A 16,800-nucleotide genomic window follows, 5' to 3' on the forward strand; every position below is an offset into this window, starting at 1 on the left:
CCGGTCGCCATCGGGCCGCTGTACCAGCCCAAGACCATCAAGGTCTGCGCCCCCGAGGACCCGGTGTGCTCCGACGGGATGAACTTCGCCGCGCATGACACGTACGCGTCCGACGGGCAGATGATCGACAAGGGCGCCGCGTTCGCGGCCAGCCACCTCGGCGGCAACAGCGCCACGCCGGCCGGCGCTCCCGGTGGAGGCTTCGGCAGCTAGGTCGCTAGCCGCCGATGAAGCCTTTGTTGCGCATCAGGTGATCCGCCAGGAACCCGTTGTGCGGAATTTCGGGCGCCGCCTGGAAGGTCGGGTGCGGGCCGCGGTAGACGTTGGTGATCGTCGGTTCGTCGAGCAGCTCGTCGAGTAGTGGGTCGTCGCCGGTGATGGCCGTGAGGACCAGCGAATGCCGCAGCGGCCCGACGCCGTGGGCGCGCGACCACGGCGACACCCACACGCACGGGAACGGCAACTCGACGTTGAGCGTGTCCGTGAGCTGCCCGGAGCCGGGCTCGGCCAGCAGGTGCACGGCCGGGCGCAGCGCGGCGTACCCGTCGCCGACCGCGGCGACGACCTGATCGGCGCCGAGCAGCGGCGTCGTGCCGGCCGCCTTGGCCGCCAGGTAGTTCGCCACCGCGCGCGCCTGCTCGAGGGGTTGGGTGGGCAGGATCGCTCGCTCGTCGTCGCTGGGCAGCGGCCGGATCGTCGCGAGCCGCTCGGCGATCGCCCGTGCCAGCGGGGCGGGATCGCCCTCGTAGAGCACGGCGCTCGCGTTGACGCACGCCATGCCGCCCAGGTTGGCGATCGAGTCGACGATCAGGTCGAGGTGGTCGCGCCAGTCCCGGTCGGCGGTGATCAGGATCTTGGTGCGCCCGGGCCCGTTCACCACCACCGCGGGGTCGGCGGCGTACTTGTCCACCACGTCCTGGCCGCCGTAGACCGTGGCGACGTCGGCCGACCGGACGATCTCGTCGGCTCCGCCGTGGTCGGTGGGCAGATACGCGGCGTCCTCGGGCCGAAATCCCGACTGCCGCAGCGCGTTCACCAGCCGGTGCGCGGTCAGCGGCTCGCGGCGCGACGGCCGCACCGCCACGCGGTATCCCAACGCCAGCGCCTGCGGCCACAGGCCGTGCACGCCGGGGCCGTTCCCCGCCGCGTGCACGGCGAACACCTCTCCGCGGCGGGCCCAAACGGCCCCGCCGTGGGCGGGTTGCTCGCGCCAGTCGAGCGCCGCGCCCACGGGGCGGGCCGCTCGCACGGCGTCGAAGGCGGTGGCGACGGCGTGCGCCACGCCGCGGGCCCCGGCGCGGGTCACCGCGATCGGCAGCCCGGATATGCCGCTGGCCAGGCGAACGTAATCCTCGAAATCGAGCCCGCCGATCTCGGCGGTGGCGAACAGCTCGGCCGCCTTGCGCAGCGCCGCCTCGCGCTCCGCGACGGGCAGCGGCCGGCTCTTGCGCTGCGCGGCGATGCTGCGCGAAACGTACAGCGGCGGAACGATGCTCAGCTCGGCAACGGCGATGCCCGCAGTGCTCGCGATGATCTCGCGGTTGCGGGTGCGGTATTCGCCGCCCGGGCCCAGCGCGTCGATGCGCACCAAATCCGTTGCGGGGACGGCCTGTTCGGGTGCCATCGGTCAGTACACGCCCTCGATGACGGCCTCGCCCTCGAAGGTGGTGACCGGCCGCACCGCGCTCACGGAATCGCTGAGTTGACCCGCCGGGCCGGGCATGCGGATGGCCAGATCGCGCTCCAGGTTGTTCGGGATGAACATTCCCTTGCTGATGTGGTTCATCACCACCTGGCCCGGCTGCCCGTAGGGCACGCGTTCTCCGGTGTCGGGATCGATCACCCAGAACACGACATACGGTGTCCGCGGGTCGAAGACGAACGAGCCGTCGTCGGCGGTTCGGGTGACCGCTTGCGAGAGCACCATGGTGCTGCCGAAGGCCATGGTGATCGACGTGTTCGGGAAGATGTCGCGAAGCAGGTCGAGCGTGTCGGCGTCCACGTGCGCGCCGCTGAGCAACAGGTAGCGGATCTTGTCGTTCACCAGGTCCACCACGCGATCGTTGCGGGCGATGGCCTCGAGCAGCGGCGGGGTCGTGTGCAGGTTGGCGACGCGCTGCGTCTGCAGCACGAACACGGCCTGCTCGATGACGTGGTCGACATAGGCGGCCACTTCGGCGGCCGCGTTGCGCGCGGCGACCTTTTTCACCCAGCGGGGGTCGAGGTCGATCGCGTGGAACACCGCGCCCAGCTGCCCCGACACCAAGCGGGAGAAGTAACCGACGCCGTGCGGGCCGCCGGGCATCAGGCACAGGAAGCCTTGGCCGCGAACGAAACCGCCCGCGGCGAAGTCCTCCGTTTGCCACTGCACCACCTGGGCGATCCAGTCCGGCATCTGCACGGTCCGTTTGGGAGCCCCGGTGGTGCCGCCGGATTCGAATATCTGGGGCACCGGCGGGGATGACCCGTAGCCGCGCGGAAAGAGATCCTCCACCGGCACATCGCGCAACTCGTTGACGAGGTTGGGGAACAGGCGCAGATCCGCGAAGCTTTGGACATCGGTCAGCGGGTCGAAGTCCAGCGTCCGGGCGGTGCGCAGCCAGAACGGCGAACCGGTGCGCTCGCCGAAGTGCCAGGCCATCGCGGCGGCCAGATAGGCCTCGGGGTCTTGGATCGGAACCGATCGGGGAACCTCCAGCAGCGAAAAGTCGCCCATAGCCACCGATCCTGTCACAGGAACCGGCCCGGCAGGGCCGCGCGCGGGGCGCCGGGCGCACGGGCGGTGAACGTTGCCCCACACCGCGGGAAACGCTTCGTGGCCAACCGGTTTCAGCTGCCGCGCGCCTGCCTGACCGCCTCGGCGACTGCGTCGTTGAAGGCGTGGTAGACCTCGTGGTAGCGGCCGTCGCGTTCGGCGAACCGCATGGGCCTGACGCGCTCCACGATGATCTCGTCCGCCTCCGGTTGCGCCTCCAGCAGGCTGATCGCCTCGGCGATGTACTCGTCCAACGGCATCGCCCTGGGGTCGCTGGAGTCGAAGCCCCGCCCACGCTGCAGCCCCGTCTGCACGTGCGGTGGCACGATCTCGATCACCTGGACCGCGGTCCCGCGGAGCTGGAAACGCAGCGACTCGGTGTAGGAATGCAGCGCCGCTTTGGTCGCGCAATACGTCGGCGTGACGGCGCTGGGCACGAACGCCAGGCCCGAGGTGACGTTGAGGATCGCCGCCCGCGGCTTCTTCAGCAGCGACGGCAGCAGCGCCGCCGTGAGCCGGATCGGACCCAACAGGTTGATCGCGACCGTCAGCTCCGCCACGCTGGGGCCCGTCGTGGTGAGGTCCTCGAAGCGCTGGACGCCGGCGTTGTTGACGACGACGTTGAGGTCCGGGTAGTGATCGGTCACCTCGGTGGCGAAGCGGCGGATGTCGGCGGGATCGCCCTGATCCAGCGACAGTGTGCGGATGCCCGGGTTGGCTTCGGCGACGTCCCGCAGCGGCTCGCGCCGCCGGCCCGCGATGACCACCGTGTTGCCGAGCCGGTGCAGCGCCTCGGCAAGGCCGCGACCTATTCCGCTGCCGCCGCCGGTCACCAGCACCGTATTGCCCGTCATCCGCATTGCCGCTCCCCTCCGTCGAATCAGTACTGTCTCACTTTCGTCCTTTCGGGGTCCGCTGGGTAGAGCCGACGGCGGCGTGGACGACCTGGCGGAGCCAGCGATGCGCCGGATCGTCCTCGACGCGGGGGTGCCACACCGCGTAGAACTGCACGTCACCCAGCTCGCTCGGGGCGCGGAGCACGCGGACGGGCGCCGAGCCGGCGATGTGCTCGACCTGTCGAGCCGGGACGGTCAGCACCAGCTGGGTGCCGGGCAGCACGGCGGTGCCCACGACGTGGTAGGGCACCACGACGGCGACGCGGCGGCGTACGTCCCGCGCCTCCAGGGCCTGGTCCAGGCTGGGCTGGCCGAGGTCGATGCCCACATGCGGCCACCGCAGGTATTGCGCCAGCGACACCGAAGCGCGCGCGGCCAGCGGGTGCTCGGCGGCCACGACGCAGACGAACCGGTCGGTGAAAAGGTGCAGGCTGCTGTAACCGTCGGGCGCGGCGCGGCCGCGGATCACCAGGTCGGTCGTCCCGGCGTCCAGCCTGTCGAACACGCGCGCGTCGAGGGGCTCCATGGTCACCGTCGCGTTGGGCGATCCGGTCAGGATCCGCCGGATCAGCTCGTGGCCGAACGCCGAGGCGGTGTAGTCGCTGACCGCCAGCCGAAACGACGGCGCCGCGGCGGCCGGGTCGAAGGTCTCGGCGGCGAAGAGCTGGTTGAGCTCGGTGACGACGGTGGCCAACTGGGCGCGGATGCGCTCGGCGCGCGGCGTCAGCGAGTACCCGTCGGGTCCGCGGACCAGCAGCTCGTCACCGAAGTGCCGTCGCAGCCGCTGCAGGGCCCGGCTCATCGCGGGCTGGCTGAGCGCCACGCGGTCGGCCGCCCGCGAGACATGGCGCTCCTCGAGGAGGGCCACCAGCGGCGGCAGCAAGTTCAGGTCGACGCGCTGGGTATGCGCCGGATGCATGTCGTCGATGCTAACTATTCATTTCACAAATGTGCGAGCGCGGCGCAGAGTTGAGTCGGACAGCGTCCCCGACGACAGTGAGGAAGGCCGATGCGCTACATCGCCTTGGAGGAAGCGTTTTTCATTCCCGAGCTGGCCGACCTCCTGCCGGCCCATCGGCAGCTGATGGGGCTGCTGCGCCCCGAATTCGGCGAGCGGTACGAACGCCGCCTGCCCGATTTCACCGAATACCGCCTGTCTGAGATGGACGACGCCGGCATCGACATCCAAGTCCTCTCGCTGACCTCGCCGGGTCTGCAGATCGAGCTCGACGCGGAGCGGGCGCGCGACAACGCGCGGTACGCCAACGACTACCTGGCGAAAGTGATTGCCCAACACCCTGATCGGTTCCGCGGGTTCGCCGCGCTGCCCCTGCAGGATCCCGCCGCCGCCGCCAGAGAACTGGAGCGCGCAGTCAACCAGGACGGCTTCTGCGGGGCGCTGGTCAACGACTGCATCAGTGGCCCGGGTGGGCGTTACCTGGACGCGCCCGCATACGACGAGCTCTGGTCCGCGGTGGAATCCCTTGGCGTGCCGCTCTATTTGCACCCCGGTTCGCCGCCGGCCGATCGCTGGCGCGTGATCGACGGCCGGCCGGAGCTCTACGGGGCGACGTGGAGTTGGGCGGCCGAGGTGAGCGGGCACGCGTTGCGCCTGCTGTTCGGCGGCGTGTTCGATCGGCATCCGGGCGCGACGCTGATCCTGGGCCACATGGGCGAGTTCTTGCCGTTTCAGCGCAGCCGGCTGGATTCCCGCTACGCCACCATCTCCACCGCCGCTCCGCTGCGGCGGGCGCCCTCGGCATACCTCGGCACAAACATCGTGTTCACCAACAGCGGGGTGTTCTCCCCGGCGGTCATGCTGGGAGCGGTGCTGGAGGTCGGCGCCGAAGCGGTGATGTTCTCCGTCGACTATCCCTACGAGTCCTCGCGCGAGGCGGTCGAGGGATTCGAGGCCACGACGCTGTCCGCCGCCGACCGGGAGAAGATCGCGCACGGCAACGCCGAACGGCTGCTACATATCTGAGGCCGGGCGGTTGTGCAGCCGGCGGGGGTCGACGCCCGCCCGGCGCCACGCCTTGGCCGCCCAGGGCAGGTAGATGAACGCCACCGGCAGCCGGTTGATGAGCGGGTTGAGCGCGCGCACCACGGCGGCGAAACGCTGGAATCGCTTCTCTTTCTTCGCATCCCATTCCAGCTGGCACACGTCGCGCATCTGCTGCGGCAGCGTCCCCACCAACACCAGGCGGGTGTAGCCGTTGAGCGGGGCCGACAGGATCTTCCAGAGCGGCTTGGGAATCCAGCGCGGGCCCGGTATGCCTTTGCGGATGTAGCCGGTGCCGTACAGGACGGTCTTGTGCGGGACGAACCGCTCCAGCATGTCGTCCCAGTAGGCGACGAACTCGTCGTAGGTCTGCGGCTGCCCGCGGTCGCTGACGCCGTAGAGGCCGTACCAGACCTTGCCCTCGTGGAAGATCCGTTCCTTTTCCGCGCGCGACAGCCGGCGGATGAAGGTGTCGGTCGTGTAGATGACCTGGTCGACGAACGTGGCGTGCGCCCAGTAGAACAGCTCCGGGTTGAGCGCGTGATACCGGGAGCCGTCGCTGACCGTGCCCTTGATCGGCTTGTGGAAGTCCCGCACCTTGCGGCCCCACTCGTGCGGCTCGTCGGAATAGACGGTCTTCATCAGCGGCGGTGCGGTCCGCTTGGCCCGGCCCAACGTGTCGCTGAAGATCACCGAGTGGTCCAACACGCCCTGGGCGAGCTGCTCGATGCAGTTCTCCACGCCGGCCGTGCGCTGGAACCCGAAGAATTGGGTGCGGTGGTCGCCGTAGAACTTCCAGATCAGCGACTCAGGCCCCAGGCGGGGCGCCGCGGGCGCGATGGCGTCGTCGACCGGCATGGGCACCGCCTCGCGAACGGCCGTGTCGAAATCCCGCTCAGCCCATTGCGCTGTCATCGTGTCCCCTCGCCGCGCCCCTACAGAAGTTGTGAACCAGAGAAACAAATGCGTATCTTTGTGTCAAATGAACCAGACCCTCCACGGCGATCTCGGCGAGCTGACCGATCTCGAGCGCACCATCCTCGACACCGCCAGGGCCGTCTTCGAGACCTACGGCGTGCGCCGGGCGAACATCGAGGACGTCGCCGCCCGGGCCGGCGTCAGCCGCAGCACCATCTATCGGCGATTTCCGACCAAGGACGACCTGTTCGAGCACGTGGTGCGCCGTGAGGCCGAAATCTTCTTCAGAACGCTCGACCAGGCGACCGCGGGCTGCGACCCCCAGCAGGCCGTCATCGAGGCCTTCTCGCTCGGGGTGCGCCTCGTCCAGGACTCGCCCCTGTACTCCCGGATCGCCGAAAGCGAGCCCGAGCTCCTGGGCATGTTCTCCCGGTCGCGGGCCTTCCCGATCGGCCAGTTCGCCGACGGGATCGCCCACACCCTGCGGCGGTGCGGGGCGAAGATCGCAGAACCCGACCTGGCCAACATCGCCGACATCCTGCTGCGCGTCGCCCTCGGCATCATCGTGTTTCCCACCGACCGGCTCGACACCTCGGATCAGGCGGCGGTGCGCGACTACGCGGCGCGCTACCTCGTCCCGATCATCGGCCGCTAGCGGGATCGGTGTTGCCGGGTTGTCGGGGCCCTGAATTAGCCTGATAGCCGTGGCTGGGTTTTCTGGCACACCACGCACCCGATACGCGAGTTGCGGCGACACGGACATCGCCTACCAGGTGTTCGGCGAGGGGCCGATCGACCTGGTGCTGCTGCCCGGGCCGTCGATTCCGATCGACTCGGTCGACGCCGAGCCGTCGATGTACCGCTTTCACCGGCGGCTGGCGTCGTTCGCCCGGGTGATCCGCCTCGACCAGCGCGGCATCGGGCTGTCGTCCCGCGTCCCCTCGATCGACGTGATCGGGCCGGAGTTCTGGGCGAAGGACGTCGTCTCGGTCATGAACGCGGTGGGATGCGAGCGGGCCACCATCGTGGCGCCGAGCTTCACCTCGATGACGGGGCTCACGCTGGCGGCCGAGTACCCCGACCGGGTCAGCAGCCTGGTGATCATCAACGGCGCGGCCCGCACCGTGTACGCCCCCGACTATCCGATGGGCGCCAAGATCGAGGACCTCGACCCGTATACGACCGTCGCGATCGACCCGGACGCCGTCGACCACGGCTTCGACATGCTCGGCATGATCGCTCCCAGCGTCGCCCGCGACGACGCCTTCCGGGCCTGGTGGGACGCCGCCGGCAACCGCGCCGCCTCGCCCAGCATGGCGCGCGCGATGATCCTGGCCGTCCGCCAGGCCGACGTTCGCGACACGCTGCCGCGCATTTCCGCGCCGACGCTGATCGTGCACCGCACCGACTCCGGGTTCACCCCGGTCGCGCACGGTCGCTATCTCGCGGAGCACATCGCCGGGTCGCGCTTCGTGGAGCTGCCGGGCGCGGACACCCTGTACTGGGTCGGCAACACCGGGCCGATGCTCGACGAGATCGAAGAGTTCATCACCGGCATGCGGGGTGGGTCCGAAGCCGAGCGCCTGCTGACCACGATCGTGTTCACCGACATCGTCCGCTCGACCGAACGAGCCGCCGAACTCGGCGACGGCCGCTGGCGCGACCTGCTGGACAACCACGACACGATCATTCGCCACGAGCTGCAGCGGTTCGGCGGGAACGAGGTCAACACCGCCGGCGACGGCTTCGTCGCCACGTTCTCCAGCCCGAGCGCCGCGCTCGCCTGCGCCGACGACATCGTCGATGCGGTGCGGGTGCTGGGCATCGAGGTTCGGGTGGGCATTCACGCCGGCGAGGTCGAGGTGCGCGGAGCCCTGAAGAAAGACATCGCCGGCATGGCGGTGCACATCGGAGCGCGGGTGGCGGCGCTCGCCGAGGCCAGCGAGGTGCTGGTCTCCTCGACGGTGCGCGACATCGTCACCGGCTCACACCATCGGTTCGCCGACCGCGGCGAGAGCGCACTGAAGGGCGTCCCCGGTCACTGGCGCCTGCACGCCCTGATGCGCGAGCGCGCCGCCGTCCGGCGGTAACCAACCCGACACCTTCGGACCGTCCACGCACCCGTCGGCTCGGCTAGGCTGGTTGCCGGCTGCCAGCCCGACTGTTGTTCTACAGCTTCGCTTTTGACCGAAGGAGTACGCGTGACCGACGTGCACGTGTCGCTGCCGCCCGCGTTGCGCCGAGCGCTGGATCTGCTCGCCGATCCACCGACGGATCCGGACGTCAGCAAGGGCTATCTGGATCTGCTCGGCGCCGCGTCGGCCGACGACGCCGTCCCGAAGAACACCGGCCCGATCCAGGCGGCGTGGGCTTCGCCCATCGGCTCGATGCTCTACGACAACGCCCAGGCGCTGTCGCGGCGGCTGATCAGCGCATGGGCGTTACCGCTTGAGTGGCTGAACATCCCGCAAGGCGGCGTCGCGCTGGACGTCGGCTCGGGCCCCGGCAACGTCACCGCGTCGCTGGCACGCGCGGCCGGGCCCGAGGGGCTGGCGCTCGGTGTCGACATCTCCGAACCCATGCTCGCCCGCGCCGTGCGCAACGAGGCGGGCCCGCAGGTCGGCTTCATCAAGGCCGACGCGCAACGACTTCCCCTGCGCGACAACACCGTTGACGCGGTGATCTCGACCGCCGTGCTGCAGCTGGTCCCGAATCCGGCGGCCGCCCTCGCCGAGATGGCGCGGGTGCTGCGCCCGGGCGGCCGGCTGGCCATCATGGTTCCCACCGTCGGGCGGGCCGCCCGGTTTTGGCAAAAGCTGCCGAACGTCGGGGCGCACGTGTTCGACGACGACGAAATCGCCGACGTCCTGGAAAGCAACGGGTTCGCCAGCGTGCGGGTCAAGAACTACGGCACGTTCCAGTGGGTGCGCGGCAGGAACGGCTGAGCCCGCCGCGTGCTCTCCGGCGGCAGCGCCATGTCAGGCCTCGCTTGCCTGGGCGATCGTGGCGAGCCGGTCGATCGACTCCCGCAGCATCTCGGGTGTGGTCGAGCTGGCCCTCTCGAAGCGGGTGCTGTCGGTCAGCGCCGTCCAGTCGTAGGTGTGCGTCACGCTGGTGAGGGTGGCGTTGATCGGATGCAGTTCCCAGCGCCAGAGGTGGCCGGGCGGCAGCTTTTTGGGTTCCGCCGGCCGCCACGCGATCGTGCTGCCCTCGATGAACTCCACCACGTGGTTCTCCCGCACGGCGCCGTTCGTCAGCGTCGTCTTGAACACGTCACCCACCTGCCGGACGCGCTGCCGGGGAGCGGACGAGGCGAGGTTGTCGTTGCCGTCCCAGCTCGGCTGCCGAGCGGGATCGGCGATCAGTTCGAAGATCCGCTCGGCGCTGGCCGAGATCACGCGGGTGGCGCTCACGATGCGTTCCGGTTCCATGCCGCTATCCAAACACGCCCACCGAGGGCGCGGGATGTGACTTTCGGCGGGCGCCTTGGGACCTTCGGCCGTCGAAGCGCCCACCGGCGGGCTGCGATGGTGGTCTTGCCGGGTTCGCCCGGTGGCCTGTCCGAAGTGCAGCGAGCCCATTTTTGGGTGAGGCCCCCACGGCCTGCTTGACCCACCGTCACAAGACGGGGATCTGCCTTCGGACAGGCCATTCAACGTCGGCCGGTCCGTTAGCCCACCCGAAGGGCCTCGACGGGTCCGGACAGCGCCGCCTTCATGAAGCGGGTGTCGTCATCGGCCAGCACCTCGGCGTCGCCCCGCTCGATGCCGTCGGCGATCTGGCGTGCCACCTGCCGCGGGTCGTTCTTGGGCACGTCGAAACCGGAGGTCATGTCGGTCTCGGTGAAGCTCAGGTGAACGCTGGTGACCCGCGTGCCCTGCTTTTCCAGCTCGATGCGCAACGAGTTGGTCGCCGACCACAACGCCGCCTTCGAGTCGCCGTAGCCGCCGAATCCGGCCACCCACGACAGGATCGAAGCGATGTCGACCAGCGCCCCCCCACCGTTGTCGGCCAGGATCGGCGCGAACGCCTGCGCGACCCGGAGCGCGCCGAAGTAGTTCGTCTCGAACACCGCCCGCACTTCCTCAATGTCGGCGCTGAGCAGCTGCGGAGCGCCGATGATGCCGGCGTTGTTGATGACGATGTCCGCGTCGGTCGCCGTAACCGCGAGCGCGGCAACCGAATCCGGATTCGTCACGTCGAGCGCGACGCTGACCACCCGCGGGTCCTCGCTGGGCTTGGGTGACCGCGCCGTGGCGTAGACCTTGGCCGCGCCCCGCCGCAGCAACTCGTCCACGATGGCCTTGCCGAGCCCGCGCTGTCCGCCGGTGACGACGACCGTCGACCCCTTGATGTTGACCATGATGACTCCTTGACGTAGGTAAACGTGCTTTGCATCTGTCAACGTAGTTGACCGCCGCGACATAAGCAAGTATGTTTTGGGTATGTCTTCGCAATGGTATGCGTCACAGCGGTACCAGCTCACCCCCGCCCCCGGGGGCCTCGCGCTGGTTCAGGACTTCCTCAACACCGCGGACATCGCGGGATACGGACCGGACCTGCTGGCCGACGGCGCGCTCGCGGAGGACTGGGTGGCCGGCGCGGTGCGGGCGTGGTCAGCCGAGCGCGGCCTGGACGCGCAGCCGCCACCGCTCGGCGACGCGGACCTGGCCAAGCTTCGCGCGCTGCGCGACAGGATCGGCCGGCTGGTCGCCGGGGAGCCGCCGACGCAGCACGGCGCGGGCGCCGTCGCCGCGTCCCTCACGCTCTCGAAAACGGGCGAGGTGCGGCTCGAACCCACCGGTTCGGGGTGGCGCTGGCTGGCGTCGGCGCTGTGGGGGGAGATCTTGCTCAGCCAGCAGGACGGCACCTGGCGGCGGATCAAGCGCTGCCACAACCCGCAGTGCGCGTCGACGTTCTACGACCGCTCGAAGAACAACAGCGGGGTGTGGCACGACGTCAAGACATGCGGGAACGTCGCCAACCTGCGGGCGTCGAGGGCGCGGCGACGCGAACGCGACGGCGCGGCTCAGCGCAGCACAGCGCGCCGGTAGCACTCCGCCCGCGCTTGGCCATCAGCAGCGCTCGGCGCCCCTGGGCATGATGCGGGGGCCCGAAGCGCCCTGACGCCGAGCGCCTTTCAGCACGGCCTGCAGTGCGTCGCACGCACGTGCCGCAATCGGGGCGACCAGGTCGCGGTTGGTCGGACCCGTCCGGTCCTGCAGTGTTGCCACGGTTGAAAATCCCTTGTCCGTTCGGCCAGTTCGCCGATTCATTGAATTGCACCCCGACCGTTTTACGGGCGTGCCGCGCCGCGGTAAACGTCACGAAAAGGCATCTTGTGGCGTGACGCACATCCACGGCGCGACGCCCGGCTCGTCACACCTTGGGCGTGAACCGGCGAAGATAGCCGACCAGCCGGCGCGCCGGCACCGGCTTCGGCCAGTCGTCGGCGCGAAAGTACGCGTCGGTCCCGCCGTCGACGAACAGCAGGCTGCCGCAAAGGAAGTCGGCGGAATCCGACAGCATGAAGCACATCCAGTCGGCCAACTGCCGCGCCTCGCCGAAGCCGCCGACCGGGACGGGGAACGACCGGACCGCCTTGGCCTGTCTGGGGTCGGCCAGCTGCTCTTCGAGCAGGGGCGTCATGATGGCGCCCGGCGCGATGGCGTTGAGCCGCACACCCGAACCGGCCCATTCGGGCAGCACGGCGTGGCGCCGCACCCAGCGGGCGACGGCGATCTTCGAGGCCGCGTACATCATCGTCGGCGCCGCCGGTCCGAAAAGCCGCACCGACCGCAGCGCTTTGTCGGCGTCCTGAGCGAGCAGCGCCCGCACGGCCCGCCGGGGCACCGCCGGCACCGTCGTCGTGGAATTGCTGGAGACGACGACGACTTTGGCGCGTTCGGCCGCGGCCAGTGCCGGGCGCCAGGCGGTGAGCAGCTCGACCACCCCGAGGTAGTTGACCTGAGCGATGAGGCGGGCGCGATCCCGCCCCGGGCCCGGGCCCAGACCGGCCGCCAGCACGGCGCCGTCGAGCGTGCCGCCGCAGGCCGCCAGGACCCCGTCGGCGGCCGCTGTGCGGCCCCGCGGCGTCGACAGGTCGGCGACGATGTCGGCGTCTTTGATGTCGACCCCGATCACGCTGTGTCCCTCGGCCCGCAGCCGCTGCGCGGTCTCGCGACCCATTCCGGATGCGGAACCGCTGATCGCATAGGTGCCCATCGAAGACCTCCGTTCCTCGTGGGGCAGTATGCCGGTCAGCCGGCGGCCGCAGCCCGCTCGACGTCGAGAAGCTGCTCGCCTCGCCGCTCCTCGTCGTAGGCCTTGCGGCCACCCCGCAGGCCGAACAGCCGCTTGGAGACCAGCAGGTAGATCACGGCTGCCACGTTGATCGTGAAGGTGACCACCCGGGTCATCGTGATGCCCTTGGCCAGGTCATGAATTTCCAGCGGCAGGAAGACCGAGGTCGCGATCACCGCGAAGTACTCGCCCCAACGCTTCAGCAACCAGAGGCCGACGCCCTCGATGACCTCGATCAGGGCGTAGCCGATCAGCATCGCGGTCAGCAAGGCCAGCGTGGACGGCTTGGCGGCCAGCGCCTTCTCCAGCTCGTGCACGATCGTCATCTGATCGACCTTGAAGCCCGCCGCGCGAAAAATCGGCAGGTCGCGGTCCAGGGTGGCCTGGATAGCACCCCGCGCGCCACGGAATTTCCACACGGCGTAGGCCGCCAGCGCGATCACCAGCGCGCGGAACAACCGTTCCACCGCGAGCGCGCGGATGATGATGGCCTGGCGTAAAGCCTTGCCCCGCATGATCATCGGCGCGTCCTCGGCGCGACCTCGCCCGTGTGGCTCACCGACGGTGAATTCAGCGCACCGCAGGCAGCGCCACACCTCGCCCAGCCCGGTGGTGCCGCTGAGCCGGTCGGCGAGCGCTTCCTCGTCCGGCGCATAGGTCACGTGGCCCGCCACGGCGCAGGTGACCAGTTCCCATCGGTTCTTGTCGCGATCTTTGGCCATGGCCGATCATTGAATGCCGCAGCGAACGACGCAAGGGGGCGCGCTCAGCGGGCCGTCAGAAGCGCGGCTTGCGGCGCGGGCGCGCGGCGGCGGGGCTGACCGCGCCGAGCAGGGCGGCCAATTCGGCGACCGGTATCTCGTCGAGGCGGTCGACCGCGGCGATGATGTCGTCGCACAACGCTTCTGTGCAGAAGGGTTCGGCAAGCCAGCGGAACTTGTCGACGACGCGCTCCCAGGACATGGGCCGGGTGGGCGATCCCTCGTAATCGCTTTGCTCCCTGCTGAATTCGCGTCCGTCGCGGGTTACGATGTGCACGCGTGCCGCCGTGCGTTGCGGGTAGTCGGCGGTCAGGTCCGCTGCGGCGCTGACGTCGACCCGCGCCAGCAGGTCCTGAACGTCGCTGCGTAACACGCGTTCGGTCTCGAGCTGTTCTGGGCCGACCCCGCCGTCGAGCAGCGCCACCGCGCTCAGATATTTCAGGTTGTAATCCGCCTGCTCCTTCGTCAGCGGATGGTCCTTGGCGCCGTAGGCTCCCCCGCCGGCGAAGTCGAACGCGCCCTGGAACACCTCGAGGGTGACCCGCGCGACGTCCTCGCCGCGCAGGTCGTTGTCGCCGCGAAGCGCCAGGATCGCGTCGATGATGACCTGGCCATGGATGAGTGAGCAGTACTGCTTGAGGTAGGTCTGCTCGACGCAGGCGAGCGCCCGGTCGGCGGTGCGAAAGTCGATGGGCTGGCCGAAAAGCTGCGCCAGCCCCTGCGGGCCGTCGAACAATGCCTTGGGCCCGGTGATGCCGCGGCCGGCCAATATCGTGGTGTAGACCGCGCGCATGCCGGTGATGGCGGGCGAAATGCCCTTCCAGTTCGACACCGGCTCGGCGTGCACCGCCGCCAGCGAAACGTTGTCGGCGGCGGCCGCGGCGATGGCGTTGGCGGTTTGTTCGGCGTCGAGCTCCAGCAGCTTCGCCGATCCGGCCGCGACCGACATCGCCAGTTGCAGCGCGTGATTGAGGCCGCGCGCCATCACCGGAACCTGGGCGCTGAACCGGCATTGGACCTCGTAGGCCACCGCGAGGGCCAACAGGAAATCGGTGCCGCTCGCGTTGACGTGCTCGGCCACCGCCAGGACCGCGCCGAAGTTGTCGGCGGGATGGCACAGCCCGCCCACCGTCAGGTAGGTGTCCAGCAAATCGGGGTAGCGCACCAGCACCGCATTGAAGAACGCGGCCTGATCGACCGATGCCCTGCCCCCGCCGACCAGGGTGGCGGTGGCGGTCCCGCTGAATTGGTCGGCGTGCGCACGGATCGTGCCGATGAGCTCACCGTCGAGCGAACCGACGGCGCAGGCGACGCTGTCCAGCACGTTGCGTTTCAGCAATGCGCGCGGCGAATCGCTCAGGTCCGCCGCCCCGGCGCCGACGACGAAGCCGGCAAGGTCGTCCACTATGTAGTCATGCGCCATGGTGTTTCGTCCCTACCCGGTCAGGATTCGGTACTGGGCGGCCATCTGCTGGTGTGCGCTGTCGAGTTGCCGCGCAACGGTTTTGATGGTGTACCGCCCCGCCGCGGCCACACACCAATAGCGGGGCACCAGCCCGCTGGACCCCGCAACGCGGGTGCAGCGGCTCTGGGGAAGGCCCGGAACCGGCGAAGCGGCTTGCGCCGCAGGCGTTTTGGCAGCGATGTCGCTGTAGGCGTCGGCCAGCGTCTGCGCGCTGCCGGGATCCTTGGCCTGGTACAGGGTCGCCAGGTTGACCGATGCAAAGTCCACGCCGGCCGCGGTCAGGGCGGTCCCGACCTGGACGGGGTCGTCCTCTAGGTGCAGCGCGCCGGCCGTCTCGTAGGCGGCTCCGGACATCGGAGTGGTTTGGTCCGCCGGCAACGGGAGGGTGCGCGCGACGAGACCAGTGGGATCCAGCGGAAGCGCGGCGAACTGGTTGGCCTCGGTGGGCGCAAACGTGTCGATCAGCGGTATCTGGCGGTCTATCGTGCGGGCGGCCAACGGGGCCTCACAGTCCGGTCCGGCGGCGCAGCGCGCCACCTGGACGAGCACGTAGGGCCCGTGCGCGGTGAACACCGACAGCTCTCGCACCGTCTGGGCGCCGTCCTGGAAGGTCAGCAGCGCCGCGGCGGCGTCCGGATGGCCCGGCACGGCGATGGCGCGCTCGGGCTCGGTCACGATCGGCGTGGCGCTGGGAAGGCGGGGCATGCTCATCGCTTTGGCCTGCATGCCCTGGGCGGCCGAGGCCGCGGTGGCGGCGTTGGCGAAGCGCAGGACGGCGTTGCGCAGCGACAGTTGGGGATTCGGCCCGGGCGTTTGCCGCTCGGAGGAGAACCCGACCACGAACGGAAGGTTGAAGGCGCCACCGACGATCGGCGTCCACACCACCTTGGAGAGTTCCTCGAAGGCGGTGATGACGGTCACCGAGCCGGTGGAGCCCGGCGAGCTCAGGGCGGGGTCGGCCTGCCAGGGCCCGACGACATAGGCGGCCATGCGGCGGCCTTCGACGAGCCGGCCGGCCTGGTCGGAACCGGCGGCACCGAGCGGGGGCAGCGGGGCGGTCGGGTACTTGCCGGGGTCGAGCAAGGAGGGGTTCACCGCGGACGGCGGGTTCGATCGCGCCGGGGAGGCGGTGCCCGCGGTGGTGTGCTGACAGGCGACCAGGACGGCGGCGAACAGCGCCGCGAGGAAGAACCATTTCGCCTGCGGCGCCGGGCCCGTCACGGTTTGCAGATCTTCCAGCCGTCTTCGAGCTTCAGCGGCAGGCTGACCGAGCCGGAGCCCAGCGCCTCGTTCTGGGCGTCCATCGCGACGGTGGCGGTATCGCCGGTGATCGCGACCGAAGTGATCTTGACAGTGGTGAGCCCGTTCTGGGTGCGGCTCTTCTTGAGGTAATCCATGACGGGCCCGGTGAATTCGGCTCGCATCGCCGAGCACATCAGCTCGGTGTAGGCGCCCCAGTTCTGGGTGTTGTAGGCGTCCTGAAACGCCATGACGGTCTGCCGGATCTGATCCTCGTCGGACGGGGGCTTCGACGGCGCGGGCTCGTTGATCGGCGCCGCCGCGGTCACCGACGTCGGAACCGAGGTGTGCGGGAGCGCCGGAGTCCCGCCGGTCACGACGGAGCAGGAGGCGACGATCGCGGCGACGGCCAGCGCCGCCGCCGTCGTGGCGAACGTCGTTGTCGGTGCGCTCATTCCCCT

18 protein-coding genes are annotated in these 16,800 nt (G+C 69.6%); 6 read left to right on the forward strand and 12 right to left on the reverse strand.

Features of this window, described 5'->3' with window-relative positions:
- Window positions 1-213 (forward strand): cutinase family protein (locus AWB89_RS23215; protein ID WP_142282616.1); only part of this gene is annotated, 213 nt, incomplete at its 5' end.
- A 4-nt stretch (window positions 214-217) separates the two neighbouring features.
- On the opposite strand, the gene AWB89_RS23220 is transcribed toward AWB89_RS23215, so the two are convergent.
- The 4 genes from AWB89_RS23220 to AWB89_RS23235 form a co-directional block, all read right to left on the reverse strand.
- On the reverse strand, window positions 218-1,591 hold the full coding sequence (locus tag AWB89_RS23220) for an aldehyde dehydrogenase family protein (RefSeq protein WP_085098200.1): 1,374 nt from the start codon (window positions 1,589-1,591) through the stop codon (window positions 218-220).
- Between the two features lie 36 nt (window positions 1,592-1,627).
- Entirely contained in the window at window positions 1,628-2,722 is a 1,095-nt protein-coding gene (locus AWB89_RS23225; protein ID WP_085176839.1) for an acyl-CoA synthetase family protein, read from the reverse strand.
- A 107-nt stretch (window positions 2,723-2,829) separates the two neighbouring features.
- Window positions 2,830-3,615, reverse strand: a complete 786-nt coding sequence (locus AWB89_RS23230; protein ID WP_085176841.1) for an SDR family oxidoreductase — start codon at window positions 3,613-3,615, stop codon at window positions 2,830-2,832.
- 31 nt (window positions 3,616-3,646) lie between these two features.
- A complete protein-coding gene (locus AWB89_RS23235; protein ID WP_085176843.1) occupies window positions 3,647-4,570 on the reverse strand; it encodes a LysR family transcriptional regulator in 924 nt (307 codons plus the stop codon).
- A gap of 90 nt (window positions 4,571-4,660) precedes the next feature.
- Between AWB89_RS23235 and AWB89_RS23240 the strand changes: the two genes are divergently transcribed.
- Window positions 4,661-5,635, forward strand: a complete 975-nt coding sequence (locus AWB89_RS23240; protein WP_085176846.1) for an amidohydrolase family protein — start codon at window positions 4,661-4,663, stop codon at window positions 5,633-5,635.
- On the opposite strand, the gene AWB89_RS23245 is transcribed toward AWB89_RS23240, so the two are convergent.
- A complete protein-coding gene (locus AWB89_RS23245; RefSeq protein WP_085176848.1) occupies window positions 5,624-6,568 on the reverse strand; it encodes an oxygenase MpaB family protein in 945 nt (314 codons plus the stop codon). The genes AWB89_RS23240 and AWB89_RS23245 overlap by 12 nt on opposite strands.
- 67 nt (window positions 6,569-6,635) lie before the next feature.
- On the opposite strand from AWB89_RS23245, the gene AWB89_RS23250 reads away from it, so the two are divergent.
- The 3 genes from AWB89_RS23250 (at window position 6,636) to AWB89_RS23260 (ending at window position 9,516) form a co-directional block, all read left to right on the forward strand.
- Window positions 6,636-7,226 (forward strand): TetR/AcrR family transcriptional regulator, encoded by a 591-nt coding sequence (locus AWB89_RS23250; RefSeq protein ID WP_085176850.1) that lies wholly within the window; start codon window positions 6,636-6,638, stop codon window positions 7,224-7,226.
- Between the two features lie 49 nt (window positions 7,227-7,275).
- Window positions 7,276-8,661, forward strand: coding sequence for an adenylate/guanylate cyclase domain-containing protein (locus tag AWB89_RS23255; RefSeq protein ID WP_085176852.1), 1,386 nt, complete (start codon window positions 7,276-7,278; stop codon window positions 8,659-8,661).
- Between the two features lie 111 nt (window positions 8,662-8,772).
- On the forward strand, window positions 8,773-9,516 hold the full coding sequence (locus AWB89_RS23260) for a class I SAM-dependent methyltransferase (protein ID WP_085098176.1): 744 nt from the start codon (window positions 8,773-8,775) through the stop codon (window positions 9,514-9,516).
- Window positions 9,517-9,549: 33 nt separating this feature from the next.
- Here the strand turns inward: AWB89_RS23260 and AWB89_RS23265 are convergent, their stop codons facing one another.
- Window positions 9,550-10,002 carry an SRPBCC family protein gene (locus AWB89_RS23265; protein ID WP_085176854.1) on the reverse strand — a complete coding sequence of 151 codons (453 nt, stop codon included), beginning with the start codon at window positions 10,000-10,002 and terminating at the stop codon, window positions 9,550-9,552.
- Between the two features lie 239 nt (window positions 10,003-10,241).
- Complete coding sequence (locus tag AWB89_RS23270; RefSeq protein WP_085098171.1) at window positions 10,242-10,934, reverse strand: SDR family oxidoreductase; 693 nt, start codon at window positions 10,932-10,934, stop codon at window positions 10,242-10,244.
- Window positions 10,935-11,016: 82 nt separating this feature from the next.
- Between AWB89_RS23270 and AWB89_RS23275 the strand changes: the two genes are divergently transcribed.
- Window positions 11,017-11,625, forward strand: a complete 609-nt coding sequence (locus tag AWB89_RS23275) for a CGNR zinc finger domain-containing protein (RefSeq protein ID WP_169716615.1) — start codon at window positions 11,017-11,019, stop codon at window positions 11,623-11,625.
- Between the two features lie 325 nt (window positions 11,626-11,950).
- Here the strand turns inward: AWB89_RS23275 and AWB89_RS23280 are convergent, their stop codons facing one another.
- Genes AWB89_RS23280 through AWB89_RS23300 form a run of 5 tightly spaced genes read right to left on the reverse strand, consistent with a single transcriptional unit; the run spans window position 11,951 to window position 16,794 of the window.
- Window positions 11,951-12,796: an SDR family oxidoreductase gene (locus tag AWB89_RS23280; RefSeq protein ID WP_085176856.1), complete on the reverse strand. Its 846-nt coding sequence runs from the start codon at window positions 12,794-12,796 to the stop codon at window positions 11,951-11,953.
- A 35-nt stretch (window positions 12,797-12,831) separates the two neighbouring features.
- Window positions 12,832-13,596: a DUF2127 domain-containing protein gene (locus AWB89_RS23285; protein WP_085098165.1), complete on the reverse strand. Its 765-nt coding sequence runs from the start codon at window positions 13,594-13,596 to the stop codon at window positions 12,832-12,834.
- 55 nt (window positions 13,597-13,651) lie between these two features.
- A complete protein-coding gene (locus AWB89_RS23290; protein WP_085177137.1) occupies window positions 13,652-15,040 on the reverse strand; it encodes an MmgE/PrpD family protein in 1,389 nt (462 codons plus the stop codon).
- A gap of 30 nt (window positions 15,041-15,070) precedes the next feature.
- Window positions 15,071-16,321, reverse strand: coding sequence for a DUF7373 family lipoprotein (locus AWB89_RS23295; RefSeq protein ID WP_085176858.1), 1,251 nt, complete (start codon window positions 16,319-16,321; stop codon window positions 15,071-15,073).
- Entirely contained in the window at window positions 16,318-16,794 is a 477-nt protein-coding gene (locus tag AWB89_RS23300) for an Rv0361 family membrane protein (protein ID WP_085176860.1), read from the reverse strand. The genes AWB89_RS23295 and AWB89_RS23300 overlap by 4 nt, the downstream gene beginning before the upstream one ends.
- Window positions 16,795-16,800 lie beyond the last annotated feature (6 nt).

The organism is Mycobacterium paraense (assembly GCF_002101815.1).
GTDB classification, from domain to species: Bacteria; Actinomycetota; Actinomycetes; order Mycobacteriales; family Mycobacteriaceae; genus Mycobacterium; species Mycobacterium paraense.

Bases quoted from the DNA above. Each gene is read 5' to 3' on its own strand.
- AWB89_RS23230 (WP_085176841.1), bottom strand. From the start codon at position 3,615: ATGCGGATGACGGGCAATACGGTGCTGGTGACCGGCGGCGGCAGCGGA.
- AWB89_RS23235 (WP_085176843.1), bottom strand. From the start codon at position 4,570: ATGCATCCGGCGCATACCCAGCGCGTCGACCTGAACTTGCTGCCGCCG.
- AWB89_RS23240 (WP_085176846.1), top strand. From the start codon at position 4,661: ATGCGCTACATCGCCTTGGAGGAAGCGTTTTTCATTCCCGAGCTGGCC.
- AWB89_RS23245 (WP_085176848.1), bottom strand. From the start codon at position 6,568: ATGACAGCGCAATGGGCTGAGCGGGATTTCGACACGGCCGTTCGCGAG.
- AWB89_RS23250 (WP_085176850.1), top strand. From the start codon at position 6,636: ATGAACCAGACCCTCCACGGCGATCTCGGCGAGCTGACCGATCTCGAG.
- AWB89_RS23265 (WP_085176854.1), bottom strand. From the start codon at position 10,002: ATGGAACCGGAACGCATCGTGAGCGCCACCCGCGTGATCTCGGCCAGC.
- AWB89_RS23270 (WP_085098171.1), bottom strand. From the start codon at position 10,934: ATGGTCAACATCAAGGGGTCGACGGTCGTCGTCACCGGCGGACAGCGC.
- AWB89_RS23275 (WP_169716615.1), top strand. From the start codon at position 11,017: ATGTCTTCGCAATGGTATGCGTCACAGCGGTACCAGCTCACCCCCGCC.
- AWB89_RS23280 (WP_085176856.1), bottom strand. From the start codon at position 12,796: ATGGGCACCTATGCGATCAGCGGTTCCGCATCCGGAATGGGTCGCGAG.
- AWB89_RS23285 (WP_085098165.1), bottom strand. From the start codon at position 13,596: ATGGCCAAAGATCGCGACAAGAACCGATGGGAACTGGTCACCTGCGCC.
- AWB89_RS23300 (WP_085176860.1), bottom strand. From the start codon at position 16,794: ATGAGCGCACCGACAACGACGTTCGCCACGACGGCGGCGGCGCTGGCC.